The 24859-nt window shown below is 71.5% G+C and carries 21 protein-coding genes, 1 tRNA gene and 1 riboswitch; of the genes, 17 read left to right on the forward strand and 5 right to left on the reverse strand.

Annotation, left to right across the window (positions count from 1 at the left end; translation table 11 throughout):
- Positions 1 to 103 precede the first annotated feature (103 nt).
- Positions 104 to 1303 carry an O-succinylhomoserine sulfhydrylase gene (gene metZ, locus BT98_RS0107500; protein WP_019461050.1) on the reverse strand — a complete coding sequence of 400 codons (1200 nt, stop codon included), beginning with the start codon at positions 1301 to 1303 and terminating at the stop codon, positions 104 to 106.
- A 44-nt stretch (positions 1304 to 1347) separates the two neighbouring features.
- Positions 1348 to 1426: riboswitch (SAM riboswitch) on the reverse strand.
- 212 nt (positions 1427 to 1638) lie between these two features.
- Between metZ and BT98_RS0107505 the strand changes: the two genes are divergently transcribed.
- The 4 genes from BT98_RS0107505 (at position 1639) to BT98_RS23565 (ending at position 5604) form a co-directional block, all read left to right on the forward strand.
- Positions 1639 to 3900, forward strand: a complete 2262-nt coding sequence (locus tag BT98_RS0107505) for a TonB-dependent receptor (RefSeq protein WP_237719359.1) — start codon at positions 1639 to 1641, stop codon at positions 3898 to 3900.
- A 180-nt stretch (positions 3901 to 4080) separates the two neighbouring features.
- Entirely contained in the window at positions 4081 to 4764 is a 684-nt protein-coding gene (locus BT98_RS0107510; RefSeq protein WP_019461048.1) for a Fe2+-dependent dioxygenase, read from the forward strand.
- Between the two features lie 71 nt (positions 4765 to 4835).
- Positions 4836 to 4910 (forward strand) — tRNA-Gly (locus tag BT98_RS0107515).
- A 151-nt stretch (positions 4911 to 5061) separates the two neighbouring features.
- Positions 5062 to 5604, forward strand: a complete 543-nt coding sequence (locus BT98_RS23565) for a hypothetical protein (protein ID WP_019461047.1) — start codon at positions 5062 to 5064, stop codon at positions 5602 to 5604.
- A 45-nt stretch (positions 5605 to 5649) separates the two neighbouring features.
- On the opposite strand, the gene argF is transcribed toward BT98_RS23565, so the two are convergent.
- From argF to BT98_RS26005, 4 genes are all read right to left on the reverse strand, one after another.
- Positions 5650 to 6603 carry an ornithine carbamoyltransferase gene (gene argF, locus BT98_RS0107525; protein ID WP_037250061.1) on the reverse strand — a complete coding sequence of 318 codons (954 nt, stop codon included), beginning with the start codon at positions 6601 to 6603 and terminating at the stop codon, positions 5650 to 5652.
- 32 nt (positions 6604 to 6635) lie between these two features.
- Positions 6636 to 7838 carry an aspartate aminotransferase family protein gene (locus tag BT98_RS0107530; RefSeq protein ID WP_019461045.1) on the reverse strand — a complete coding sequence of 401 codons (1203 nt, stop codon included), beginning with the start codon at positions 7836 to 7838 and terminating at the stop codon, positions 6636 to 6638.
- Positions 7839 to 8057: 219 nt separating this feature from the next.
- Complete coding sequence (locus tag BT98_RS0107535) at positions 8058 to 8405, reverse strand: hypothetical protein (protein WP_019461044.1); 348 nt, start codon at positions 8403 to 8405, stop codon at positions 8058 to 8060.
- A gap of 218 nt (positions 8406 to 8623) precedes the next feature.
- Positions 8624 to 9280: a PRC-barrel domain-containing protein gene (locus BT98_RS26005; protein WP_019461043.1), complete on the reverse strand. Its 657-nt coding sequence runs from the start codon at positions 9278 to 9280 to the stop codon at positions 8624 to 8626.
- A 212-nt stretch (positions 9281 to 9492) separates the two neighbouring features.
- On the opposite strand from BT98_RS26005, the gene BT98_RS0107550 reads away from it, so the two are divergent.
- From BT98_RS0107550 to cysG, 13 genes are all read left to right on the forward strand, one after another.
- Complete coding sequence (locus tag BT98_RS0107550) at positions 9493 to 10131, forward strand: RecX family transcriptional regulator (RefSeq protein WP_019461042.1); 639 nt, start codon at positions 9493 to 9495, stop codon at positions 10129 to 10131.
- Between the two features lie 7 nt (positions 10132 to 10138).
- Positions 10139 to 10888 carry an AzlC family ABC transporter permease gene (locus BT98_RS23580; protein ID WP_115359333.1) on the forward strand — a complete coding sequence of 250 codons (750 nt, stop codon included), beginning with the start codon at positions 10139 to 10141 and terminating at the stop codon, positions 10886 to 10888.
- A complete protein-coding gene (locus tag BT98_RS23585) occupies positions 10885 to 11250 on the forward strand; it encodes an AzlD family protein (RefSeq protein WP_019461040.1) in 366 nt (121 codons plus the stop codon). The genes BT98_RS23580 and BT98_RS23585 overlap by 4 nt, the downstream gene beginning before the upstream one ends.
- 134 nt (positions 11251 to 11384) lie before the next feature.
- Positions 11385 to 11939: an ANTAR domain-containing response regulator gene (locus tag BT98_RS0107565; RefSeq protein ID WP_226946156.1), complete on the forward strand. Its 555-nt coding sequence runs from the start codon at positions 11385 to 11387 to the stop codon at positions 11937 to 11939.
- 214 nt (positions 11940 to 12153) lie between these two features.
- Positions 12154 to 13251, forward strand: a complete 1098-nt coding sequence (locus BT98_RS23590; protein WP_157223107.1) for a CmpA/NrtA family ABC transporter substrate-binding protein — start codon at positions 12154 to 12156, stop codon at positions 13249 to 13251.
- Positions 13248 to 14507 carry a CmpA/NrtA family ABC transporter substrate-binding protein gene (locus tag BT98_RS0107575; RefSeq protein WP_019461037.1) on the forward strand — a complete coding sequence of 420 codons (1260 nt, stop codon included), beginning with the start codon at positions 13248 to 13250 and terminating at the stop codon, positions 14505 to 14507. Before BT98_RS23590 ends, BT98_RS0107575 begins: the two co-directional genes overlap by 4 nt.
- A gap of 5 nt (positions 14508 to 14512) precedes the next feature.
- The gene (ntrB, locus tag BT98_RS0107580) at positions 14513 to 15385 is read left to right on the forward strand and encodes a nitrate ABC transporter permease (RefSeq protein WP_019461036.1); all 873 of its coding nucleotides are present in this window, start codon (positions 14513 to 14515) and stop codon (positions 15383 to 15385) included.
- A 14-nt stretch (positions 15386 to 15399) separates the two neighbouring features.
- Positions 15400 to 16275, forward strand: a complete 876-nt coding sequence (locus BT98_RS0107585; RefSeq protein ID WP_019461035.1) for an ABC transporter ATP-binding protein — start codon at positions 15400 to 15402, stop codon at positions 16273 to 16275.
- Positions 16276 to 16289: 14 nt separating this feature from the next.
- Positions 16290 to 17492 carry an NAD(P)/FAD-dependent oxidoreductase gene (locus tag BT98_RS23595; RefSeq protein ID WP_019461034.1) on the forward strand — a complete coding sequence of 401 codons (1203 nt, stop codon included), beginning with the start codon at positions 16290 to 16292 and terminating at the stop codon, positions 17490 to 17492.
- The gene (locus tag BT98_RS0107595; protein ID WP_019461033.1) at positions 17489 to 19216 is read left to right on the forward strand and encodes a NirA family protein; all 1728 of its coding nucleotides are present in this window, start codon (positions 17489 to 17491) and stop codon (positions 19214 to 19216) included. The genes BT98_RS23595 and BT98_RS0107595 overlap by 4 nt, the downstream gene beginning before the upstream one ends.
- The gene (locus tag BT98_RS0107600) at positions 19213 to 20838 is read left to right on the forward strand and encodes a sulfite reductase subunit alpha (protein ID WP_019461032.1); all 1626 of its coding nucleotides are present in this window, start codon (positions 19213 to 19215) and stop codon (positions 20836 to 20838) included. Before BT98_RS0107595 ends, BT98_RS0107600 begins: the two co-directional genes overlap by 4 nt.
- Before the next feature lies 1 nt (position 20839).
- Positions 20840 to 23476, forward strand: a complete 2637-nt coding sequence (locus BT98_RS0107605) for a nitrate reductase (RefSeq protein WP_019461031.1) — start codon at positions 20840 to 20842, stop codon at positions 23474 to 23476.
- Positions 23476 to 24789 carry a siroheme synthase CysG gene (gene cysG, locus BT98_RS0107610; RefSeq protein ID WP_019461030.1) on the forward strand — a complete coding sequence of 438 codons (1314 nt, stop codon included), beginning with the start codon at positions 23476 to 23478 and terminating at the stop codon, positions 24787 to 24789. Before BT98_RS0107605 ends, cysG begins: the two co-directional genes overlap by 1 nt.
- Positions 24790 to 24859: the final 70 nt, after the last annotated feature.

Here is a 24859-nt window from a genome sequence, read left to right on the forward strand (position 1 = left end):
GCCCGTTCCGCCTGCGAGGTGCGGCCCCGCCCCTCTTTGCGAAGGGCGGCGCTGCGGCCACGGGATGGCTGCCCGCCTCCTGGCGGATGGCGGGGCGGCGGCCTCAGCGGCGGGTGGCGGCCAGGGCGGTTTCCAGGTCCTCGATCAGGTCCTGCCGGTCCTCCAGCCCGATCGACAGGCGCACCGTGCCGTCGCCGATGCCGAGCTTGGCCCGCTCCTCGGCGCCGATCCGCATATGGGTGGTCGTCGCGGGATGGGTGATCAGGCTCTTCGAGTCGCCCAGGTTGTTGGAGATGTCCACGACCCCCAGGGCGTTCATGAAGGCGAAGGCGGCCTCGCGCCCGCCGGCCAGGTCGAAGGTGACCATCGTGCCGCCCGCCGACATCTGGCGCATCGCGAGTTCCCGCTGCGGATGCGATTCCAGGGTCGGATAGCGGGTGTGGGAGACCTCCGTCCGCCCCTCCAGGAACCGCGCCACGGCCTCGGCGGACTGGCACATCGCCGGCATGCGGAGGTGCAGCGTTTCCAGCCCCTTCAGGATCACCCAGGCGTTGAAGGGGGACAGCGCCGGGCCGGTGTTGCGGGTGAAAGGCTGCAGCACTTCCTCGATCCACTTCTGCCGTCCGAGCACGGCGCCGCCCAGCGTGCGGCCCTGGCCGTCGAAGTGCTTCGTGGTGGAATAGACGACCACGTCGGCGCCGAATTCCAGCGGGCGCTGCAGCAGCGGCGTGGCGAAGACGTTGTCCACCACCACCAGCGCCCCCGCGGCATGGGCGAGATCGGCCACGGCGCGCAGGTCCACCACGTCCAGCATCGGGTTGGAGGGGGTCTCCAGCAGCACCAGGTCGGCCGGCGTCGCCAGGGCCTCGCGCCAAGCGGCGAGATCGCTGCCCTCCACGAATTCCGTGCGGATGCCGTAGCGCGGCAGCAGGGTGGACACGATCCAGTGGCAGGAGCCGAACAGGGCGCGGGAGGCCACCACGCGGTCGCCGGTCTTGAGGTGGCTGAGCATCGCCGAGGAGACGGCGGCCATGCCGGTGGCCACGACGCGACAGGCCTCCGCCCCTTCCAGCGCCGCCAGCCGGGCTTCCAGCGCCGTCACGGTCGGGTTGCCAAAGCGGGAATACTGGTAGTGCGGCGCGGCGCCGGTGAAGGCGGCCTCGGCATGCTCGGCGCTGTCGTAGACGAAGCCGGAGGTGAGGAAGAGCGCCTCCGAGGTCTCGTCGAAATTGCTGCGGGCCTGGCCGCCGCGCACGAGCAGCGTGGCGGGGCGGAGCGGCTTGTCGGAAAGGGGCTTGGCCATCAACCGGGTTCCCTGCGGACGAAGCCGGCCCGGTCGGGCGCCGCGGAAACGGCGCCACGGCCGTTTAGCGCGCTTCTTTTACCTCGCCGCAAGCTGGCCGGACAAATCGCGAGGGCACCCTTCCGGGTACAGGGCGCTTCTAGAGCAGATCCCCGCCGCATGGGAACCCTCCGCGCTGCGGCGGGGAGCCGCAGGGAAGCCACACCGGCCAGGAAATGCATCCCGGGCTCGCGGAGCGGGAATGGTCCGCCCCGTTTCGCTGAGTTGCCCGCTTGTAACCTTTCACGAATCCGATACTGATAACTACTCGCAATATCATCCGGGGAATTTGCTACGTGGTAACTCGCAGTGGAGTGCGCGACCTGATGACGCAGGGCGCGCTGGTGGCCGGGCTTGCCGTTTCCGTCTCGGCCGTGGCCCAGGCGCAAACCGCCAGCCCGACGGCGGAAGGCGCGCCGGCCCAGAGCCAGGCCCCGGCCTTCAGCCCTTCGCCGCTGGTCATCCCGCAGGTGAACGTGGAAGGGGCGGCGCCGCCCAACACGCTTCGCGGCCGCACCGGCATCGATCGCCTGCCGGACACGATCCAGGATACGCCGCAGACCATCAATGTCGTGCCGCAGGAGGTCCTGCGCCAGCAGAACGTCACCACGCTGGAGCAGGCGCTGCGCAACGTTCCCGGGATCACCGCCTCGGCGGGTGAAGGCAATGGCGGCGTGGCGGGCGACCAGTTCCGCATCCGTGGCTTCAACGCCCAGAACGACCTGTTCTCGGATGGCCTGCGCGACTTCGGCACCTATGTGCGCGATGCCTTCACCACCGAGGAGGTGCAGGTGCTGAAGGGCCCCTCCGGCTTCGCCCTGGGCGGCGCCGGCACGGTGGGCGGCGGCGTGAACCAGGTGAGCCGCATGCCACACCTGGGCAACAGCTACGGCGGCGTGGCGACGGGCGGCATGGGTCCCTTCGCGCGCGCCACGGCCGACGTGAACGTGCAGGTGGGCGAGAGCAGCGCCGTCCGCCTCAACATGATGGGCCAGAGCAGCCATACCGTGGATCGGGACGGGCAGGATCAGCAGCGCTGGGGCATCGCGCCCTCCGTCGCCTTCGGTCTGGGCACGGATACCACCGCCACGTTGGAGTACCTGCACTACGAATACGATCAGGCCACCGAGAGTGGCGTTCCGGTTGTCACGCCCTTTGGCGGCATCGGCCGCCCGGCCACGGAGTACGGCCTCCGCCGCCGCAACTGGTACGGCAACCAGGGCGACCGCGACAAGGTCGAGGTGAACCGTCTCACCGCCACCCTGCAGCACCGCGTGAACGACTGGCTGACCCTGAACGACAGCTTCCGCACCTCCTGGGTCAAGCGCGACTTCGCCTACAGCCCCGTCACATGCGGCACCGGCGCCACGCTCACGGCCTTCAACAACAGCTGCTCGGGACAGTTCCTGGCCGGCAGGAACCCGAATGTCGGCTATGGCGGCGGCATCGGCGCCTATACGCAGGACACCTGGGGCATCCAGAACATCGCCACCGCGAATGCCAGGTTCGACACATGGATGCTGCGCCACGAGTTGACGGCGGGCGTGGACATCGCCCACGAGAGCACGGACCGCACCGGGCTCACGACGGTGGGCACAAGGCTGCTCCCCGGCATCCGGAACCCGGACAACGACTACAGCCTCGGCTTCACCACCGGCAGCGCCCTGCGCAACACGGACACGACCAATCTCGGCCTGTTCATGCGCGACCGGGTCTGGCTGATCCCGGAACTCTCGGTGATCGGCGGCTTCCGCTACACGCACTACAACCTGGACTACACGGCGGGTAACCGCGGCGCGGCGCCGACCACCGATATCAGCACCACCGAGGACTTCGTCGATCCCACCGCCAGCCTGGTCTTCGAACCGACGCCGGCGCAGACCTACTACTTCTCCTATTCGACCTCGACCACGCCACCGGGCGCCAACTTCACCACCGTTCCTTTCACGGTGAACCCGAACGTCGAGCCCGAGCGCAACCAGAACTTCGAGGTCGGCGCCAAGGTCGGCGTGTTCGACAACCGGCTCGGCCTCTATGCCTCGCTGTTCCGGATCAACAAGAAGAACGCCACCACGCCGCTGGAAGACGGCACCGTGTACTCCACCAGCGACCGGCAGCGGGTGCAGGGTGCCGAGGCGGGCGTCACCGGCCGCATCACCCCGGCATGGAACGTCAACGCCAACTACACCTATCTCGACAGCGAGACCACGCGGTCCACGACGGCCGCCAATGTGGGCAACCGCGTCCAGTACGTGCCTAAGCACGCGGCCTCGCTGTGGACGACCTATGAGATCGCACCGCAGACGCCCTACAACATCACCCTCGGCGGCGGCATGTTCTATCGCAGCTCGGTCTATCTGAATGCCGCCAACTCGGCGAAGGTGCCGTCGAACCTGAGCTTCGATGCCATGGTGTCGCACAAGCTGGCCGAACAGCTCACGCTGTCCGTGAATGGCTATAACCTCGGCAATGCGCTGAACTACGACTCCCTGTTCTCGGGGCGCGTGATCCCGTCCGCGGGCCGCACCGTGCTGGTGTCGCTGGCGGCGAATTTCTGACGCGGCCCGCCGGCAGGCCCTGCCGGCGGTCCCGGAATGCCGGGAGAGAGGAGGCGCCCGCGAGATGCCGGGGCCGTATCGCGGACGCCTCCCTGCCCGTTTCGGCGCCCTTTCCGGGGACTGCCTTCACGGGGACTGCCTTCCCGGCGGCCCCTTCGCCAAGGATGGAGTGGATCTCCGATGCTCGTGCGCATTCCCCATGTCCTGACGCCCGAGGAGGTCGCCTATGCCCGCCAGAGGCTGGAAGACGCGGCCTGGGAGGATGGGCGGACCACCGCCGGGGCGCAGTCGGCCCTGGTGAAGAAGAACCTGCAGATCCCGGAAGGTTCCCCGGTGGCGCGGGAACTGGGCGACCTGGTCCTGCGGGCGCTGGGCCGGAACCAGATCTTCTCCACCGCCGCCCTGCCGCTGCGGGTCTATCCGCCGATGTTCAACCGGTACGATGTCGGCATGACCTTCGGCGCGCATGTGGACAATTCCGTGCGCCTCGTGCCCGGGGCGGGGATGCGCATCCGCACCGACGTCTCCTCCACCATCTTCCTGACCCCGCCGGAGGAATATGACGGGGGCGAGCTGGTGGTGCGGGACACCTATGGCGAACAGCGCGTGAAGCTGCCGGCGGGCGACATGGTGGTCTATCCGGCCACCAGCCTGCACAGCGTGACGGAGATCACCCGGGGCTCGCGCTGGGGCTGCTTCTTCTGGAGCCAGTCCATGGTCAAGGACGATGGCCAGCGTGCCCATCTCTATGACCTGGACATGGGGATCATCGAGCTCCGCCGCTCCCTGCCCGACGACCACCCCGGCGTGCTGGCGATGACGGCGAGCTACCACAACCTCCTGCGGCGCTGGGCGGAGATGTGACCTTCGTGGGGCATGTGCGGGGTCTCTTGCCGGTCTCGCGTGGCCGGGGTAGAAGAGCCCGCACCTCGGCTGCGGGCGTAGTTCAGAGGTAGAACGTCAGCTTCCCAAGCTGAATGTCGTGGGTTCGATTCCCATCGCCCGCTCCATCCCCTTCCCGGCATCAGTGGTGACCGTTCCCAGCGGATCCGGCAGGACCGTTACGCTGCCGGCAGCCTCAGAAAGCCGTGAGGGGGCCGCCCCCGGCCTTTCGCCGCAACGCAGCACGCGTTCAATGATGCGACCCGGACAGGAGCATCCATGCGGCATCCCCTCATCCTCTCCAGCCTGCTGGCCCTCGCGAGCTGCGGCTATGAGGCCGCCGACACGGCGCATCAGGCGCAGATCAACATGGTGGGCATGACCTCGGCCGATCTGCAGTCCTGCGCGGGGGTGCCTGACAAGACCAGCAAGATCGACGCGCGCACGCAGATCTTCAGCTACATCCTCAGGAACCCATCCTCGGGTGGCATCGAGGTGACGCTGCCGATCATCGGCGGCGGCTATACGATCAACGGCAGCGGCTGGAACTGCACGGCCAATTTCCGGCTGGTGGACAACAAGGTCGCCGCCCTTTTCTACAGCGGCGACACCGACCGCGGGATCGGCGAGGACGGCATCTGCGAGCCCATTATCCGGGGCTGCATGCGGCGGCCGCAATCGAGCATGCTGCCGGTTAGCCAGCAGACCAATGCCTCCGCCTTCTCGCAGCCGCCCGCGCCGCCGACACCCGTCGAGACGGCGCCCCCGGCCCCGGTGATCGATCCGGATGCGGTGGCGCGGATGCCCACGGTGGGACGGTAGAGCATTCGCGGGGGGGGGGGCGCCAGACGGCGCCCTCCCCGCTTCTCAGCCGGCGCCCAGGGCCCAGAGCAGCACGCCCTTCTGGGCATGCAACCGGTTCTCGGCCTCATCGAAGACCACGGATTGCGGGCCGTCGATCACCTCGTCGGTGATCTCCTCGCCACGATGGGCCGGCAGGCAGTGCATGACGATCGCATCCGGCGCCGCGTGGCGCAGCAACTGGGTGTTGAGCTGGTAGGGCGCCAGCAGGTTCTGGCGGCGGGCGGCGGTGCCGTCCTCCTCGTCCGACATGCTGACCCAGGTATCCGTCACCACGCAACGCGCGCCGCGCACGGCAGCCACGGCATCGTCCGTCACCTCGATCCGCGCACCCTCGGCCCGGGCCCAGTCCACCAGTTGCGCCGGGGGCGAGAGCTCCGGCGGCGTGGCGACGCGCAGCGTGAAGTCGAAGCGCGCCGCGGCCTGGATGAAGGAACGGGCGACGTTGTTGCCGTCGCCGGTCCAGGCCACGACCTGACCCGCGATGGGGCCGCGATGCTCCTCGAAGGTCATCACATCCGCCATGATCTGGCAGGGATGCGACAGGTCGGTGAGGCCGTTGATCACCGGCACCGTGGCGTGCTCCACCAGTTCGCACAGCTTCCCGGCGGAATCCGTGCGGAGCATGATGGCATCCACGTATCGGGACAGGACGCGGGCCGTGTCGGCCGGGCTTTCGCCGCGTCCGAGCTGGCTGTCCTTTCCGCTCAGCACCACCACGTCGCCGCCGAGCTGGCGGATGCCGACCTCGAAGGAGACGCGGGTGCGGGTGGAAGGCTTCTCGAAGATCAGCGCAACGGTCTTGCCGGCCAGCGGCCTGTCCGCCATCTCGCCGCGCTTGCAGCGCATGCCGAGATCCAGCATGTGCCGCAGCGTCGGAGAATCATGATCCGAGAGATCCAGGAAATGCCGGAGGGAGGGTTTCCCCTCCCCCGACACCAGCCCGGATGCCGATGACATTGCCGATCCCGGCACGGACCTGAGCGCGGCACTCATTGGGCTGCTGCCCTGTCCCGGGCCGGCTCCATGCGGGCCGCGGCGCGGTCGAGGCGGCGCAGCGCCTCGTCGGCCTCGGCCTCGGTGATGATCAGCGGCGGCGCCAGGCGCAGCACGTTCATCCCGGCCGCGACGGTGAGGAGGCCTTCCTCCACCGCCATGGCCTGCATGGCGGTGTTGGAGATGTCCTCGCGCAGCCGCAGGCCCATCAGCAGCCCGGCGCCCTGCACGCCCATCGCCACGCGCGGGTGCCGCGCGGCGAGGTCCTGCAGCCCGCGCCAGAGATGGCGCGCCACGCGGTCCACCCCGTCCAGGAAGCCCGGTTCGAGAATCACGTCCAGCACGGCATTGCCGGCGGTGCAGGCCAGCGGGTTGCCGCCATAGGTCGTGCCATGAGTGCCGGGCACGAGGTACTTGGCCACATGCTCCCGCGCCAGCACGGCGCCGAGCGGAAAGCCGCCGCCGATGCCCTTGGCCGAGGACATCACGTCCGGCTCGATCCCGGCCCACTGGTGCGCCCAGAGCTTGCCGGAGCGGCCCATGCCCGTCTGCACCTCGTCCAGCGCCAGCAGCAGGCCGTATTCGTCGCAAACGGCGCGCAGCTCGCGCAGGAAGCGCAGGTCGGCGGGGCGAACGCCGCCCTCGCCCTGGATCGGCTCGATCATGATGCCGGCGGTGTTCGGCCCGATGGCGTCGCGCACGGCGTTCATGTTGCCGAAGGGGACGTGGTCGAAGCCCTCCACCGGCGGGCCGAAGCCTGCCAGGTATTTCGGGTTGCCCGTGGCCGAGAGCGTGGCCAGGGTGCGGCCGTGGAAGGCGCCCTCGAAGCAGATCATGCGGAAACGCTCGGGGCGCCCGGTCTCGGCATAGTGCTTGCGCACCGCCTTGATCATGCCCTCGTTCGCCTCGGCGCCCGAATTGCAGAAGAAGACGCTGTCGGCGAAGGAACTCTCCACCAGCCGCTGTGCCAGGCGCTCGGCCTGCGGCACGCGGTAGAGGTTGGAGACGTGCATCACCTTGCCGACCTGCTCGGCGATGGCGGCCGTGAGGTGCGGATGCGCGTGACCGAGGCTGGTGGTGGCGATGCCGGCGCCGAAATCGAGGAATCGTCGCCCGTCCGCCGTCCACAGCCAAGCGCCCTCGCCCCGCTCGAAAGCGAGGTCGGCGCGGTTGTAGGTCGGCATCAAGGCGGGGATCACGTGTCGGTTCATCCAGAAATCGACTCCCGGCCCGGTGCGACGGCCGCAGCCGGACGGGGAGTCAAGACCATGCCGCAAAGGCAAAAGACGGTCAAAGCGTGGACCGGCCGGTGGCCGCGAAAAATTCGCTCCTCACCCCTACAGGGCATGAAAAGGGGGTGCCGGCATGCCAGCTCCCCTTCGCTGTCCCGAAGGCATGGCCCCGGGACCCGCAGCTTCTCAGCGGCGGCAGTCGTTCGGATCGGTGGTGTTGAGCGCGCGGCTGACCGCGGTGCCCGGCGGGTTGTTGGCCGTGCAGTCACGCTGGCGCGGATAGGCGCCTGAGACATCGGTCCCCGCGGCGCGGTCCAGCGTCCGTTCCGCCGCCGTGCCCGGCGGGTTCACGCGCGTGCCGTCGGACTGCGCCGGATAGGCACCCGAGGTGTTCGTTCCCGCGGCACGGTCCAGAGCCCGTTCGGCCGCGGTCCCGGGCGGGTTGCCCCGGTTGCCGGGCCCATGATCGCAGGCCGCCAGTCCAGCCAGTGCGGTGAAGGCGATGAGGCCGCGTAGCATCGGGCGATGGATCATCCCTGAGGAACTCCTGATCTGTTCTTGCCCCCGAACGGGGGACATGACCGCAACGTTGCTCACGGAAGAGGGTTCCACGCGGAGATGCCAGGGCGGCATGAGGAAAGAAGGCCGGACCGGCGAACAGGGAAACGGCCCGGATGCGGGGGCATCCGGGCCGTTCGAAGCATCCGTCGCCGGCACCGCCCGCGAGGAGCGGCCCCGGCCAGGATCACGGCTCAGCCGCGATTGCGGGTGGCGTCGTAGCTGAAGGACGGCAGGGCGGTCAGGCTCTCCTTGGTCACGCCGTTCAGCACCCAGCGATCGTTCTCGCCGCTCCAGCGCAGCTGGTCGAAGGGAACGCTGACCAGCTTGGCACCGATGCCCAGGAAGCCACCCACGGACAGGATCGCCGTCGGCGCCCCCCCGTTGCCGATCAGCAGGTCATCCACCGACCCGATGGTCTCGTTGCGGTCGTTGTAGACATTGGCACCGATCACCTTGCTCGCCCGGTCGGACTGGGCGGCATGGGTCATGCCCATGGTGCCGCTGCGGGCGGCATTGTTGCCCGTGTCGCTGGTCGCGCGGTCAGCGGCGCGGCCGGCCGCGGTGCCGGACGGGTTGTTGGCCGTGCCATCGCTGTTCTGCGGATAGGCACCGGTCATGTTCGTGCCCAGCGCGCGGTCCGTCGCGCGGCCCAGGGCCGTGCCGGGCGGATTGCCGGGCGTGCCGTCGGCGGGGGTGTGGCTGCCGGTCGCGGAATCCGCTGCCCGCTGCGTGGCGGTGGAGGAAGGATTGCCCGGCGTGCCATCGCGCGGCGTGGAGGTGTTCTGCGCCATCACCGGCAGGGCCAGCATCACGGCCACGGCGGTCATGCCGAGGAGGTTCTTACGCATCGTTCTTCTCTCCGGGACTGGGGTTCTCCGATGCCCGCTGGAACGCGCCCTGCCCGGCCACGGTTGCGAATCGTTCATGCGCGCCATGCGCGAAAACACGCCGCCGCCGCGCCGGGCGCGGAACGGGTGCGATAGGCCGCACCCGGCTTCCGTGCCACTATGCCGCCGTGGCGCAAGGTGATCGGCAAAGGCCCGGCCGGAAGGCACGGGACATGGGAGGAAGCGCGGTTGGGCCGCCGCAGGCCCCGCGGCGCCCGCGCGAGATTCCGGCGGGCCCGGCGCCGGACGCGGCCTCGCTGCGGGAGGCCGCGCTGAACCACCTGGCCCGTTTCGCCAGCACGGAAAGCAACCTCGTCCGCGTGCTGCAACGGCGCATCGCCCGCTGGGCGCAGCGCGCGGAGCGCGAGGGCCAGCCGTCGGAGGAGATCGCCCGACATGTCGCGGCGGCGCGGGAAAAGGCGGCGCAAGCGGCGCGTGACATGGTCTCCGCCGGCGCGGTGGACGATGCCGCCTTTGCCGCGGCCCGGGTCCGGCGGCTGAGCCGGGCAGGACGTTCCCGCCGCGCCGTGGCGGCGCATCTGGCGGGCAAGGGCGTGGCGGCGGAAACCGCGGGCGCGGCGCTGGAGGACAGCGCCACCGACGAGCTCGACGCCGCCCTGGCGCATCTGCGCCGCCGCCGGCAGGGCCCCTTCGCCCCCGGCGCGGCGGAGGAGCCGGCGGACGAGGCGGCGCGGCTGAAGGCTCTGGGCGCCCTGGCCCGGGCCGGCTTCCCCCGAGACGTCGCCGAGCGCGCCCTGGACCTTTCCCCCGAGGAGGCCACCGAACGCCTCCTCGCCGCGCGCCGCGACTGAGATGGGCATGACGGAACCGACGGGCCCCGCATCGCCCCGCGAGCCCTTCACCCGCGAGGGCCTCCGCCGTGGGGCCCGCACCGCCCTGCCGCTGCTGATCGGCTACCTGCCCTTCGCCATGGTGATCGGCGTGATCTCCCAGGCGCACGGCCTGTCGCTGCTGGAAACCGGGCTGATGGGCGCCACGGTCTTCGCCGGCGCCTCGCAGCTCCTGGCGCTGGAGCTCTGGGCCGATCCGGTGCCGGTGGTGGCGACCATCGTGGCGGCGCTGGTGGTGAACCTGCGCTTCCTGCCGATCACGGCCTCCCTGTCGCACTGGTTCGTGCGGCTGCGCGGCTGGCGCGTCTGGGGCACGCTGGCGACCGTCACCGACCATGCCCTGGCCTTCTCCGTCACCGAGGAGCGGGCGGGGCGGGTCGATGCGGGCTTTCTGCTCGGCCTCGGCCTCGTCACCTGGGCCGGCTGGATCGTCTTCTGCGTGGGCGGGCACATGCTGGGCAGCGCCGTGGTGCTGCCGCCCGGCCATGCGCTCTACTTCGCCTCCGTTTCCGCCTTCATCTCGCTGCTGGTGCCGCTCTGGCGCGGCTTCGGGCGAGATCTGCTGCCCTGGCTGCTGGCCGCCATCCTGTCGCTGGGCCTCTTCCTGCTCGGCATGCCGACGCCCTTGCCGCTGCTGTCCGGCGCCCTGGGCGGGGCGTTCCTGGCCGCTTGGCTGGCCACGCGCCGCCGGAACATCCAGCCCGGGGCCGCGCCATGACCCACTCCCCCTGGCTGCTGCGCGGCGACGTGCTGATCGCCGTGCTGGGCATGGGCCTGGTCACCTTCCTGTGCCGGATCGGTGGCCATATCCTGCGCCAGGCCTTCCGCCTGCCGCCCTTCGTGGAAACCATGCTGCGGGAACTGCCCGGCCCGCTCTTCGTCGCCTATGTCGCGCCCGCGCTCTGGCTGCAGGGCCCCGCCGGCCTGGGTGGCGCGGCGCTGGCGGTGCTGGTGCAATGGCGGACGCGGCAGCTCGCCCTTTCCATCCCGGCCGGTGTGCTGGGCGTGGCACTGGCGCGGGAAGCCGCCGCGTTGGTGGAGCAGGGTGCCGCTTTCGGCGCCAGTTTCCTGGGTTCCTGACCCAACCCCGCCTCGCTTCGCGGCACGGGCTGCGCCGCCTGCCTGTGTCGGGGCGCGGCACCTTCCTTGCTTGTCGTTGCAGCGCACAATAACTGGAACGGCACAGCCGGGATAAGCAGGAGCCCCGCTTGCGCGTGCTGCTGGTGGATGACGAAGAGGACCGCGCGGCCACGGTCAGCGCCGGGCTGACCGCCGCCGGCTGCACGGTGGTCGCGGTGGCGCCGGATGCGACGCAGCTCACCCGCCGCGTGCGGGAGAGCGGCGCCGATGTCATCGTCTGTGCGCTCGACGACCCCTCGCGCGATGCGCTGGAAAGCATGGGCGCGCTGCACCGGGACGAGCCGCGCCCGGTGGTGGTCTTCGCCGCACGTGGCGACACCGACCAGATCCAGGCGGCGCTGGAGGCCGGGGTGGCTGCCTATGTGGTGGAGGGCCTGTCGCCGGAGCGCGTCCGCCCGGTCATCGAGGTCGCCATCCTGCGTTTCCGCGCGCACCAGGCCCTGCGGCGGGAGTTGGAGGAGGCGCGGGCCAGCCTCGCAGAACGCAAGCTGATCGACGCCGCCAAGCTGCGCCTGATGCAACAGGCAAAGCTGAGCGAGCCGGAGGCCTACAAGCGCCTGCGGCGGATGGCAATGGAGCGGCGGATCAGGCTGATCGATCTTGCAGCAGAAATTCTGACTCTTTCATAGTCAAATGCCCTTTTGATATGCATATATGCCCGAGTTTGTAAAAAAATGCCCTTGTTAAAATCCTTTTCGTTTTGACCTTCGCTCCAGGGCTATGATTTAAGCATCCCCACCGGGGCCGCGCTCAAGGATGCGCGCGGCAAGCGAACCCGGATCGAGACAGCGGTCCAAGGGCGGATCGCCAGCCATCCCCGCCAGGGGTCCGGACCCGATCCGCGTGTCTGCCGCAACCCTCGCCCCTCCCCGTCCCGTGCTGCTGAGCGAACTGGGCTCCGGCCTGCTCCGGCTGGGCTTCGTGCCGCTGACCGACGCCGCGCCGCTGCTGGTGGCTCAGGAACTGGGCATGTTCGCCGCCGCCGGGCTGCGGGTCGTGCTTTCCGCCGAGACAGCCTGGGCCGCGGTGCGCGACAAGATCGCCTTCGGCGGGCTGGACGCGGCCCACCTGCTCGGCCCGATGCCCATCGCCCTGGCCTGCGGTCTGGGCGGCGTGCGGCACCGGCTGGCGATCGGCGCCGGACTCGGCCTGAACGGCAACCGGCTGGTCCTGTCCGGCGCCCTTGCCGCGCGGCTCGACCCGTCGCTGCCGCTGACGCCGCAGGGCTTCGCCGCGCTGGTGCGCGCGCTGCCCGCGCCGCCGCGCCTCGCCGTGGTCTTCCCCTTCTCCTCGCACAACTACCTGCTGCGCCACTGGGTGGCGCTGGGCGGGCTCAACCCGGACCGGGACCTGCACCTCTGCGTGCTGCCGCCCTCCCGGGCCGGCGATGCGCTGGCGACCGGGGAGATCGACGGCTTCTGCGCCGGCGAGCCCTGGGGCAGCGAGGCGGCGGCACGCGGTGCCGGCCGCATCGTGCTGAGCAGCGGCGAGATCTGGGCCGGCCATCCGGAGAAGATGCTGGCCTTCTCCGAGGAATTCGTCGCCATGCGGCGCGAGGAATCCGTGGCCTGCACCGCCGCCGTGATCGCCGCCGCGCGCTGGCTGGACGATCCCGCGAACCGCGGCGAGGCCATCGCCATCCTGCGCGCCCGGGCCTTCCCCGGCCTCGCGAAGGAAACGATCGGCCTCGCCCTGGAGGGCGCGCTCCCGGATGGCCGCCTGCTCCCCGAGGAAGCACGGCTGCGCTTCCGCCCCGCCACCCTGCCGCGCGCCGACAGCGCGCGCTGGTGGCTGCGCCAGATGCGGCGCTGGGGGCACCTGCCCGCCGGTGCCGGGGAGGCCGGGGCCCTCGCCCCCTATGACGACGGCCTGTGGCGCGAGGCCGCCGCCCGTCTCTCCGAACCCGAACCTGCCCTTTCTCGCCCGGAGCCCCAGGCATGACGATCTCCCGCCGCGCCGCCCTTTCGGCCACTGCCGCCCTTCTCGCCGCCGCCCGCGCCGCCACGCCGCGCGGTGCCTTCGCCCAGGGCTCGACCACGCCCGAGGTGACCAAGGCCACGCTCGGCTACATCGCTCTCACGGACTCCGCGCCGCTGATCGTGGCGAAGGAGAAGGGCCTCTTCACCAAATACGGCATGGCGGATGTCGAGGTGGTGAAGCAGGCCTCCTGGGGCGCCACGCGCGACAACCTCGTGCTCGGCGGCGGGGCCGGCGGCATCGACGGCGCGCATCTGCTGACGCCGATGGCCTATCTGCTGCAGGCTGGCAGGATCACGCAGAACAGCCAGCCGCTGGCGATGAACATCCTGGCGCGGCTGAACGTGAACGGCCAGGGCCTCTCCGTCGCCGCGAAGCACAAGGGCGCCACCATCGACGCCGCCCCGCTGAAATCCGTGCTGACGCCGGACAGCAAGGTGGCCATGACCTTCCGCGGCGGCACGCACGACCTGTGGCTCCGCTACTGGCTCGCCGCCGCCGGCATCGATCCGGAGAAGGACGCGCAGACCATCGTCGTGCCGCCGCCGCAGATGGTGGCGAACATGAAGGTCGGCACCATGGATGCCTTCTGCGTCGGCGAGCCCTGGCCGGCGCAGACGGTGAACCAGAAGCTCGGCTACACCGCCGCCGTCACCGGCGAGCTGTGGAAGGACCACCCGGAGAAGGCCTTTGCCCTGCGCGCGGACTGGGTGAAGGCGAACCCGAAGGCCGCCGAGGCGCTGACCGCCGCCGTCATCGAGGCGCAGCGCTGGTGCGACGCCGACGCCAACAAGGCGGAGATGTGCGCCATCATCGGCAAGCGCGCCTGGTTCAACGTGCCGGTCGCCGACATCCTGGAGCGTTCGCGCGGCAACATCGACTATGGCGACGGGCGGAAGGTCGAGAGCTCGCCGCTGCTGATGAAGTTCTGGCGCGACAACGCCTCCTTCCCCTTCGCCAGCCACGACCTGTGGTTCCTCACCGAGGACATCCGCTGGGGCGTGCTGCCGGAGAACACCGACACCCGGGCGCTGGTGGCGCAGGTGAACCGCGCCGATGTCTGGCGCGCCGCCGCCGCCCGCGCGGGCGTGCCGGATGCCGAGGTGCCGCAGGGCGACAGCCGTGGCGTCGAGACCTTCTTCGACGGCAAGCGCTTCGATCCCGCCAATCCGCGCGCCTATCTCGACTCCCTTTCCATCAAGAAGCTGGCCGGAGCCTGAGCCCGATGAACGCCGTCACCCCCGTCAAGGGCGTGCCCGCCGGTGGCTCCACCACCGCGCCGCCCGAGTTCCGCCAGCCCTCCGCCCTGGCGCTGAAGGTCCGCCATGTCGCGCAGAACGTCCTGCCGCCGCTGCTCGTGCTGCTGGTGCTGGGCCTGGTCTGGCAGGTGCTCTGCTCCCGCCCGGATGCCACGCTCCCCGCGCCCAGCAAGGTCTGGACGGACAGCTACGACCTGATCGTCGATCCCTTCTTCGACCGTGGCGGGCTGGACAAGGGCCTGTTCTGGCACCTCGCCGCCTCGCTCTCCCGCGTCGCCATGGGCTTCTCCATCGCGGTGGTGGTAGGCATCGCCACGGGGATGCTGATCGGCACCTCGGACTTCGCCATGCGCGGCCTCGACCCGCTCTTCCAGGTGCTGCGCACCGTGCCGCCGCTGGCCTGGCTGCCGCTCTCCCTCGCCGCCTTCCGCGAGGCGCAGCCCTCGGCGATCTTCGTGATCTTCATCACCTCGGTCTGGCCGATCATCATCAACACCGCCGTCGGCGTGCGCAACGTGCCGCAGGACTACCGCAACGTCGCCAAGGTGCTGCGGATGAGCCTGCCCGACTGGTTCCTGCGCATCGTGATCCCCTCCGCCGCGCCCTACATCTTCACCGGCCTGCGCATCGGCGTCGGCCTTTCCTGGCTCGCCATCATCGCGGCGGAGATGCTGATCGGCGGCGTCGGCATCGGCTTCTTCATCTGGGATGCCTGGAACTCCTCCAACCTCTCCGACATCATCGTGGCGCTGGTCTATGTCGGCGTGGTCGGCTTCCTGCTCGACCGCCTCGTCGCCCTGATCGGCCGCCTCGTCACCCGCGGCACCGCCTCGGCCTGAAGGAAGCGACCGACATGACCAGCATCCAGGCCCAGGGGCAGACCCAAGGGCAGAACCAGGGCCAGACAGCGGCCCCGGCGCAGGCGGCGCCTCCGGCCACGCAGGGCCCCGCCTTCCTCGAGATCACCCGCCTCTCGATCCGTTTCGGCACCAACATCCCGGTGCTGAGCAACGTGGACCTGCGCATCGCGAAGGGCGAGTACATCTCGGTGATCGGCCATTCCGGCTGCGGCAAGTCCACGCTGCTGAACGTGGTGGCGGGGCTGCTGCCCGCATCGCTGGGCGGCGTGGTGCTGGAGGGCCGCGAGGTCAACCAGCCCGGGCCTGACCGCGCCGTGGTGTTCCAGAACCACAGCCTGCTGCCCTGGCTCACCTGCTACGAGAATGTCCGCCTCGCCGTGGACCGCACCGTGGGCCGGAAGATGTCGCGCGCCGCGCGGCACGAATGGACCATGGAGAATATCGAGCTGGTCCGCATGACCCATGCGAAGGACCGGCGCCCGGCCGAGATCTCCGGCGGCATGAAGCAGCGCATCGGCATCGCCCGGGCGCTGTCGATGAAGCCCTCCGTGCTGCTGCTGGACGAGCCCTTCGGCGCGCTGGACGCGCTGACCCGCGCGCATCTGCAGGACCAGGTGATGGACATCCATGCCCGGCTCGGCACCACGGTGATGATGATCACCCATGACGTGGACGAGGCCGTGCTGCTGTCCGACCGCATCGTGATGCTGACCAACGGGCCGAATGCCCAGGTGGGCGAGATCCTGGAGGTGGGCCTGCCGCGCCCGCGCGACCGGCTGGCGCTCGCCTCCGATCCGAAGTTCCTCCATGCCCGCGAGGCGGTGCTGCGCTTCCTGCACGAGCGCCACTCCCTCCCGGCCGCGCATTGAGGGAAGCCGGGGCGATGCGGATCGTCGTGATCGGGGCCGGACCGGCGGGGGCACGGGTGGCGGAACGGGTGGCGCAGCGCCTGCCCGGCGCCGGGGTGACGCTGATCGGCGAGGAACGCGCCCTGCCCTATGACCGCGTGGCGCTGGGCCGGGTGCTGTCGGGCAAGGACGGGCCGGCGGCGCTGATCACCCACCCGCCGGCGCGGCTGCGCGAGCTCGGCATCCGCTTCCGCCCCGGCACGCGCATCGCCGCTATCGACCGCGCGACGCGGGAGGTGGTGACGGAGAAGGGCGAGCGCATCGGCTATGACCGGCTGATCCTGGCCACCGGCTCGCGCGCCGTGCGCCTGCCACTTCCCGGCGCCAACCTGCCCGGCGTCTTCCTCTACCGCACCATGGACGACGTGCAGGCCCTGCTGCGCCTCGCCCGTGGCGGCGCCCGCCAAGCCGCGGTGATCGGCGGCGGGTTGCTGGGGCTGGAGGCCGCCGACTGCCTGGCGAAGCAGGGGCTGAAGGTCACGGTGGTGCATCCGCTGGGCTGGCCGATGGAGCGGCAGCTCGACGCCACGGCGGGCGGGCTGCTGACCGGCTGGCTGCGCCGGGGCGGCATCGGCTTCGCCATGCCCGCCTCCACCGCCGCGATCGAGGGCGAGGACCATGCCAGTGGCGTGCGCCTCGCCGATGGCGGCGTGGTCCCCGCCGAGATCGTGGTGCTGGCGGTCGGCGTGCGGCCCGACTCCTCGCTCGCCGCCGCCGCAGGCCTGCCGGTCAACCGCGCCATCCTGGTGGATGACGCGATGCGGACGGCGGACCCTGAGATCTACGCCGTCGGCGAATGCGCCGAGCACAACGGCGCCGTGGTCGGCCTCGTCGCCCCGGCGCTGGCCATGGCCGAGACCGCCGCCGCCGCCATCGCCGGGGAGGCCGGCGCCTATGCGCCCCGCCCCGACGCGGCGGCGCTGAAGATCTCCGGCGTCGCGGTCTGGTCGGGCGGGCAGGTCGCTCCGCCGGATGCCGAGGCGGTCACCTTCCACGACCCCGCCTCCGGCCATTTCCGCCGCCTCTGGCTGCGCGACGGCCGCCTCGTCGGCGCCGTGCTCTACGGCGATGCCGGGGATTCCTCCTTCTATCTCGACCTCATCGTCAGCGGCCGTCCGGTGGGCCCTGACCGCGCCGGGCTCGCCCTGGGGCCGGACCATCTGGAGCGCGCCGCATGAACCAGGCCTTCACCGACGAGCAGCAGAACTACCTCAAGGGCTTCATGGCGGGCGTCGAGGCCCGGCGCGGCAGCCTCGCCCCCGCCGGTGGCGCTGCCGGCGGCGCGCCCGCCGATGCGATGCGCGCGGCGCAGGACGCCACCATCGCCCGGGGCGGCAAGCTGACGGCCGAGGAGAAGGCCAAGCGCGAGAAGCATCCGCTGGACCGCTGGGACGAGGTCGTGGCCCGCGCGGAACAGGGCAGGTTCCCACATGGCGTGGACAACCTGCTGACCCGCTGGCACGGGCTGTTCTTTGTCGGGCCGACGCAGGATGCCTTCATGTGCCGGCTGCGCATCCCCGGCGGCATCATCACCACGCACCAGTTCCGCGGCATCGCCGCCATCGCTGAGGAATGCGGCGGCGGCTACACCGACGTCACCAACCGCTGCAACCTGCAGATCCGCATGATCCCGGCGGACAAGGGGCCGGAGGTGATCGAGCGGCTGGGCGAGATCGGCATCCTGCCCAAGGGCACGGGGGCGGACAACATCCGCAACATCTCCGCCACGCCGACGGCGGGGATCGACCCGCACGAGATCATCGACGTGCGGCCGGTGGTGCGGGCGCTGCACTTCCACATCCTGCACACGCGCGACCTGTTCGGCCTGCCGCGCAAGTTCAACATCTCCTTCGACGGCGGCGGCCGCATCCCGGTACTGGAGGACACGGCCGACGTCGCCTTCACCGCCGTCCGGGTGGAGGGGGAGGCGCTGTTCCGCCTCGCGCTGGGCGGCATCACGGGGCACAAGGACTTCGCCCGGGATACGGGCGTGGTGCTGCCGCCGGGCGATGCGGTGAAGGTGTCCGACGCCATCCTGCGCGTCTTCATCGCCAACGGCGACCGCACGGACCGCAGGAAGGCGCGGCTGAAATACGTGCTCGACGCCTGGGGCTTCGACAGGTTCATCGCGGAGGTCGAGAAGCAGCTCGGCGCGCCGCTGCGCCGGGCGGAGAACATCGTGGACTTTTCCGCGCAGGAGAAGCACGGCCATCTCGGCGTGCATGACCAGAAGCAGGAAGGGCTGCAGTATATCGGCCTGACCCTGCCCATGGCGCGCGTGACGGCGGAGCGCATGCGCGGCATCGCCGCGATCGCCGACCGGCACGGTTCCGGCAACCTGCGCCTGACGCCCTGGCAGAACATCCTGATCATCGACATCCCGCGCGAGGCCATGCCGCAGGTGCAGGCGGAGATCGTGGCGCTGGGCCTGGGCTGGGAGGCGAGCCATATCCGCGGCGGCCTCGTCGCCTGCACCGGCGCGGCGGGGTGCAAGTTCGCGGCCGCGCACACCAAGCAGCACGGCGCGGCGCTGACCGACTATCTCGATGCGCGCATCGCCGTGCCGCAGCCGGTGAACATCCATCTCACCGGCTGCCACAATTCCTGCGCCCAGCACTATATCGGCGATATCGGCCTGATCGGCGCCAAGGTGGAGCGCGGCGAGGAGGAGGTCGAGGGCTATGACCTGCATGTCGGCGGCGGCGCCGGGTCGCAGCAGCGCATCGGCCGGCTGATCCGCCCCAAGGTCGCGCATGACGAGCTCGGCCCGATGGTGCTGAACCTGCTGCGCGCCTGGGCCGAGGAAGACCCCGAGGCCTCCTTCCACGACTTCGCCGCCAGGCATGACGAGGGCGCGCTGCGCGCCATCGCCGAGGCCCCCCATCCGGAGAGCGTCGCATGAACGCGCTGGTCCCCCAGGCCTCGGCTCCCCAAAGCTTCGGCCAGCCCGCCCCGGTGCCGCTGATCCCCGACAGCGCCCCCTTCAGCCCCGTCCAGCGCGCCTGGCTGAACGGCTTCCTCGCCGGCCTCTATGGCGGAGCGGCGGAGAACATGTCCCAGCCCGCGCCGCAGGAGGAGGAGGACTTCCCCTGGCACGACCCGGCGCTGGGGATGGATGAGCGGCTGAAGCTCGCCGAGGGCAGGCCGCAGCCGCGCCGCCTGATGGCGGCCATGGCGCAGCTCGATTGCGGCCAGTGCGGCTATGTATGCCAGACCTATGCCGAGGCGCTGGCCAAGGGGGAGGAAGCCTCGCTCGGCCTTTGCGTGCCCGGCGGCAAGGCGACGCAGAAGATGCTGAAGGCGCTGCTGGCCGAGGCCCCCGCCGCCGCGCCGAAAGCCACGCCGAAGGCGAAGGGGCCGGCGCTGGTGCCGGTTCGCCTGCGCGGTGCCCGCCGCCTCACCGGCGCGAGCTCGGCCAAAGACGTGCGCAACGTCGTGCTGGAGCTGGAGGGCAGCGGGCTGCACTACCTGCCCGGCGACAGCCTCGGCCTGCTGGCGCCCAACGATCCGGCGGTTGTCGAAGCCAGCATCGCCGCGCTCGGCGCCACGGGCGAGGAAGCCGTGCCCTGCCCGGATGGCGAGAGCCGCCCGCTGCGCGAGGCCTTCTCGCTGCACCTCGCCATCGCCCGCCCGCTGGACCGCACGCTGGACCTTCTGGCCGGCGCGGCGAAGGAACCGGGCGAGGCCGCCGCGCTGCGCCGGCTGGCGGAGGGCGAGGACGGCGTCGAGCCCGCCGATGCCGACCTGCTGGACCTGCTGGAACACTTCCCCTCCGCCCGCCCGCCGCTGGCCGACCTCGCCGCCTCGCTGCCGGGGCTCAAGCCGCGGCTCTATTCCATCGCCTCCTCGCCGCTCGCCGTGCCGGGGCGTGTCGAGCTCTGCGTCAGCGTGGTGCGCGCGCCGCGTCGCGGGCGGGTGCGCGACGGCGTGGCCTCGGCGCATCTGGGCTTCCGCGCCCTGCCGCTTGCCGAAGGCGGCGCCCATGCCGAGCCACACGACATCGAACGCGTCCTGCCCGAATGCGTGCCGCTGCCGGCGCATATGCAGGAAAGCCATTTCCGTCTGCCGGAAGACCCCGCCGTGCCCGTGATCATGTGCGGCCCCGGCACCGGCATCGCGCCCTTCCGCGCCTTCCTGCAGCACCGCGCCGCGCAGGGCATCAGGGGCCGCACCTGGCTCTTCTTCGGCGACCAGCACGAGGCGAGCGACTTCCTTTTCCGCGAGGAGATCGAGGCCTGGCAGCGGGACGGCACGCTGGAACGGCTCTCCCTCGCCTGGTCGCGCGACCAGAAGCGGAAGGTCTATGTCCAGGACCGCATGAAGGAGGAAGCCGCCGATCTCTGGCGCTGGCTGCAGGATGGCGGCCGCTTCTACATCTGCGGCGATGCCGCGCGCATGGCCAAGGACGTGGACACCGCGCTGCGCGGGATCGCCATGTCGCAGGGCGGCATGGATGCCGATGCGGCGCGCGACTGGATCGTCGCCCTGGCGCGCCAGGGTCGCTACCTGCGGGACGTGTACTGAGATGGAGACCGTCCGTACCACCTGCCCCTATTGCGGCGTCGGCTGCGGCGTGCTGGCAAGGCCGGATGGCGGCCCGGTCGCGGGCGACGCGGCGCATCCGGCGAGCGGCGGGCGGCTCTGCTCCAAGGGCTCCGCCCTGGCCGAGACGACCGGCCTCGCGGACCGGCTTCTGCACCCCGAGGTCAACGGCCGGCGCGCCTCCTGGGACGCCGCGCTGGACACGGTGGCGGAAGGCTTCCGCCGCGCCCTGGCCAGCCACGGGCCGGAGGGTACGGCGCTCTATGTCTCCGGGCAGTTGCTGACCGAGGACTATTACGCCGCCAACAAGCTCGCGAAGGCGGCGCTGGGCACGGCGAACATAGACAGCAACTCGCGCCTCTGCATGGCCAGCGCCGTGGCCGCCCATACGCGCGCCTTCGGCGAGGACCTCGTCCCCGGCATCTACGAGGACCTGGAGCTGGCCGATCTTGTCGTGCTGGTCGGCAGCAACCTCGCCTGGTGCCACCCGGTGCTCTACCAGCGCCTGGCCGCCGCCCGCGCCGCGCGGCCGGAGATGAAGCTGATCGTGCTCGACCCGCGCCGCACCGCGAGCTGCGAGGGCGCCACGCTGCACCTGCCTCTGCGCCCCGGCAGCGATGTCGCGCTCTTCGCCGCGCTGCTGGTCCATCTCCACGACAACGGCTTCGCCGATGCGGCTTTCCTCGCCAGCCGCACCGAGGGGCTGGAACCGACCCTGCAAGCGGCGCGCGCGGTGGCGGCGGAGGCGCCGGCCCTGACCGGCCTCGCCCCGTCGCTGATCCAGGCCTTCTGCAGCCTCTTCGCGCGGCATCCGAAGGTGGTGACGCTCTGGAGCCAGGGCGTGAACCAGTCCAGCGCCGGCACCGACAAGGCCAACGCGCTGATCAACTGCCATCTCCTCACCGGCCGTATCGGCGCGCCGGGCATGGGGCCCTTCAGCATCACCGGCCAGCCCAACGCCATGGGCGGGCGGGAGGTCGGGGCGCTGGCCACCATGCTCGCCGCGCATCTGCGCCAGGACCGGCCGGAAGATGTCGCCCTGTTGCGCGACTACTGGCGCGCGCCCGCCCTGCCGGAAAAGCCGGGCCTCAAGGCGGTGGACCTCTTCGGCGCGCTGGCGGCCGGGCGCATCGGCGCGCTCTGGGTCATGGGCACCAATCCCGCCGTCTCCCTGCCGCGCGGCGACGCGGTGCGCGCCGCGCTGCGCAAGGCGCCCTTCCTGGTCGTGTCGGAGAATTCCTGGCGCGCCGAGACGCTGGACATGGCGCATGTGCGCCTGCCGGCCCTGTCCTGGGGCGAGAAGGATGGCACCGTCACCAACAGCGAGCGCGTCATCAGCCGCCAGCGCCGCTTCCTGCCCCCGCCCGGCGAGGCGCGGCAGGACTGGTGGATCCTGGCCGAGGTGGCGAAGCGCCTGGGCCATGGCGGCTTCGCCTGGAACGGCCCGGCCGACATCTTCCGCGAGCACGCCACCCTGTCCGGCCTGGGCAACAAGGGCACACGCCGCTTCGACATCTCCGCCCTCGCCGCACTGGACGACGCCGGCTACGACGCCATGCCTCCGACCCGCTGGCCCTGCCCGGCGGACGGCCCCGCCCCCGCGCGGCTGCTCGGCACGGAGGACCAGCAGGCCCACCGGCTGCGCTTCGTGGCCACCCCCTTCCGTGCGCCCGCCGAGAGCGTCACCGGGGAATTCCCGCTGCGCCTGATGACCGGGCGGCTGCGCGACCAGTGGCACACCATGACCCGCACCGGCGCCGTGCCGCGCCTGATGGCCCAGGCGCCGGAGCCGCTGCTGACCCTGAACCCCGGTGACGCACCCGCTCCGGAGGGCAGCCTGGTGCAGGTGGAAAGCCCGCACGGCAAGGCAGTGCTGCGGCTGAAGCTGGACCCGGGGATGCAGCCCGGCTGCGGCTTCGTGCCGATGCACTGGACGGCGCGCTTCGCCCCGGCGGCGCGGGTCAATGCCAGCATGGGCGGCACGCCGGACCCGGTGAGCGGCCAGCCCGAGCTGAAGCACGTCCCCTTCCGCGCCCGCCCCTTCGCGGCAGGCTGGCACGGCTTCCTGATCGCGCAGCAAAACCACGGCACCGATCTCGCCCCCTGGTGCGCCGTGTCGCCCGTCGAGGGCGGCTGGCGGCACGAGCTGGCCGGACGGGAAACACCCGCCGAGGCCTTCGCCCGGCTCCGCGCCCTGCTGCCGGAGGGGGAATGGATGCTGCTGGAGGACACCGCCGCCGGGCTGCACCGCGCCGTGCTGCTGGATGGCGACCGCCTCGCCGCCGCCATCGCCGTGGCGCCGGAACCGACGCTGCCGCCGCGCGACTGGCTGGCCTCGCTGCTCACCGGCGGCGTGCCGGAAAGCCGCCGCGCCGCCCTGCTCGCCGGGCGCCCGGTGGGCGGGCCGCCGCCCTCCCCCACCATCTGCGTCTGTCATGGCGTGCGGGAGGACGCTATATGCGGGGCGATCCGCGCCGGGGCCTGCAGTGTCGCGGCGATCGGCGAGGCCACGCGCGCCGGCACCAATTGCGGCGCCTGCCGCCCCGAGATCGCCGCGCTGCTCGCCCGTGTCCAGGCGGAAGCCCCGGCCGCGGAGAGTCCTGTTCCGGAACCCGCCTGATGCGTCACTTCCCTGCCTTTCTCGATCTTCGCGGCCGGCTGGTCCTGCTGCTCGGGGAAGGCGAGGCGCTGGAGGCCAAGGCGGCCCTTGCCCATGCCGCCGGGGCCGAGTTCCGCAGGGCGGCGCGCTTCCACCCCGGCCTGCTCGAAGGCTGCGCCGCCGCCTTCGCCGCCGGGGCGCCGGAGGAGGATCTGCGCGCCCTGTCCGAGGCCGCCCGCGCCCGGGGCCTGCCGGTCAACGTGGTGGACCGGCCGGAACTCTGCTCCTTCATCACCGGCGCCATCGTGGACCGCGACCCGGTGACGATCGGCATCTCCACCGGCGGCGCGGCGCCCGTGCTGGCGCGCCTGCTGCGGCAGCGGATCGAGACGGTGCTGCCGCCCGGCCTCGCCCGGCTCGGCGCCTTGGCCGAACGCTTCAAGGAACGCGCCCGCCGCGCCCTGCCCGAGACCGGCGCCCGCCGCCGTTTCTGGGAACGCGTGCTGGCCGGGCCGGAGGCCGACCTCGCCCTGGCCGGCCACACGGCGGAGGCCGAGACCGCCATCGCCGCCACGCTGGACCGGGCGGATACCGCCCCCCGCGGCTTCGTGCACCTCGTCGGCGCCGGCCCGGGGGCCGCCGATCTGCTGACCCTGCGCGCCCTGCGCGTGCTGGGCGAGGCCGATGTCATCGTGCATGACCGGCTGGTGCCGGAGGAGGTGCTGGACCTCGCCCGGCGGGACGCGCGGCGCATCTTCGTCGGCAAGGCCCGCTCCAACCACTGCGTGCCGCAGGACCGGATCAACGAGCTGCTGGTCTCCCTCGCCCGCGAGGGCAAGCGCGTGGTGCGGCTGAAGGGCGGCGACCCCTTCGTCTTCGGCCGTGGCGGGGAGGAGGCGGAGGCGCTGGACGCCGCCGGCATCCCCCATGCCACCGTGCCCGGCATCACCGCCGCCCTGGCCTGCGCCGCCGGAGCGGGCATTCCCCTCACCCATCGCGACTGCGCCCAGGCCCTGGTGCTCGCCACCGGCCATACCCGCAACGGCGATGTCGGGCTGGACTTCGCCGCCCTGGCCCGGCCCGGCCATACGCTGGCGATCTACATGGGCGTCGTCACCCTGCCCCGCATCCGCGACGGGCTGCTGGGCGCGGGGCTGGACCCCGCCACCCCGGCGGCGCTGATCGAGAATGGCGGGCGGGACGGCCAGCGCGTCCTGACCGGCACCCTGCCGGAACTGGCGGCGCAAGGCCCGGGCTGGAGCCAGGGCGGCCCCGCCCTGCTGATCATCGGCGCGGCGGTGTCCCGCCGCATCGGACAGGGCGGCGGCCCGTAAGCCAGGGGATTCCGCCGCCAGCGTGCCGCTGCCGGCGCCGCTCCTTCCCTGGCGGGGGCGGGAGCCGCGC

The organism is Roseomonas mucosa ATCC BAA-692 (assembly GCF_000622225.1).
In the GTDB taxonomy this organism is placed as follows: Bacteria; Pseudomonadota; Alphaproteobacteria; order Acetobacterales; family Acetobacteraceae; genus Roseomonas; species Roseomonas mucosa.

Excerpts from the sequence above, each read along its gene's own strand:
- BT98_RS0107595 (WP_019461033.1), top strand. The coding sequence starts at position 17,489 with ATGAACCAGGCCTTCACCGACGAGCAGCAGAACTACCTCAAGGGCTTC.
- BT98_RS23585 (WP_019461040.1), top strand. The coding sequence starts at position 10,885 with ATGACCCACTCCCCCTGGCTGCTGCGCGGCGACGTGCTGATCGCCGTG.
- BT98_RS0107585 (WP_019461035.1), top strand. The coding sequence starts at position 15,400 with ATGACCAGCATCCAGGCCCAGGGGCAGACCCAAGGGCAGAACCAGGGC.
- BT98_RS0107575 (WP_019461037.1), top strand. The coding sequence starts at position 13,248 with ATGACGATCTCCCGCCGCGCCGCCCTTTCGGCCACTGCCGCCCTTCTC.
- BT98_RS0107600 (WP_019461032.1), top strand. The coding sequence starts at position 19,213 with ATGAACGCGCTGGTCCCCCAGGCCTCGGCTCCCCAAAGCTTCGGCCAG.
- metZ (WP_019461050.1), bottom strand. The coding sequence starts at position 1,303 with ATGGCCAAGCCCCTTTCCGACAAGCCGCTCCGCCCCGCCACGCTGCTC.
- BT98_RS0107550 (WP_019461042.1), top strand. The coding sequence starts at position 9,493 with ATGGGAGGAAGCGCGGTTGGGCCGCCGCAGGCCCCGCGGCGCCCGCGC.
- cysG (WP_019461030.1), top strand. The coding sequence starts at position 23,476 with ATGCGTCACTTCCCTGCCTTTCTCGATCTTCGCGGCCGGCTGGTCCTG.
- BT98_RS26005 (WP_019461043.1), bottom strand. The coding sequence starts at position 9,280 with ATGCGTAAGAACCTCCTCGGCATGACCGCCGTGGCCGTGATGCTGGCC.
- ntrB (WP_019461036.1), top strand. The coding sequence starts at position 14,513 with ATGAACGCCGTCACCCCCGTCAAGGGCGTGCCCGCCGGTGGCTCCACC.
- BT98_RS23580 (WP_115359333.1), top strand. The coding sequence starts at position 10,139 with ATGACGGAACCGACGGGCCCCGCATCGCCCCGCGAGCCCTTCACCCGC.
- BT98_RS0107510 (WP_019461048.1), top strand. The coding sequence starts at position 4,081 with ATGCTCGTGCGCATTCCCCATGTCCTGACGCCCGAGGAGGTCGCCTAT.
- BT98_RS0107535 (WP_019461044.1), bottom strand. The coding sequence starts at position 8,405 with ATGATCCATCGCCCGATGCTACGCGGCCTCATCGCCTTCACCGCACTG.
- BT98_RS23595 (WP_019461034.1), top strand. The coding sequence starts at position 16,290 with ATGCGGATCGTCGTGATCGGGGCCGGACCGGCGGGGGCACGGGTGGCG.
- argF (WP_037250061.1), bottom strand. The coding sequence starts at position 6,603 with ATGTCATCGGCATCCGGGCTGGTGTCGGGGGAGGGGAAACCCTCCCTC.
- BT98_RS23565 (WP_019461047.1), top strand. The coding sequence starts at position 5,062 with ATGCGGCATCCCCTCATCCTCTCCAGCCTGCTGGCCCTCGCGAGCTGC.
- BT98_RS0107605 (WP_019461031.1), top strand. The coding sequence starts at position 20,840 with ATGGAGACCGTCCGTACCACCTGCCCCTATTGCGGCGTCGGCTGCGGC.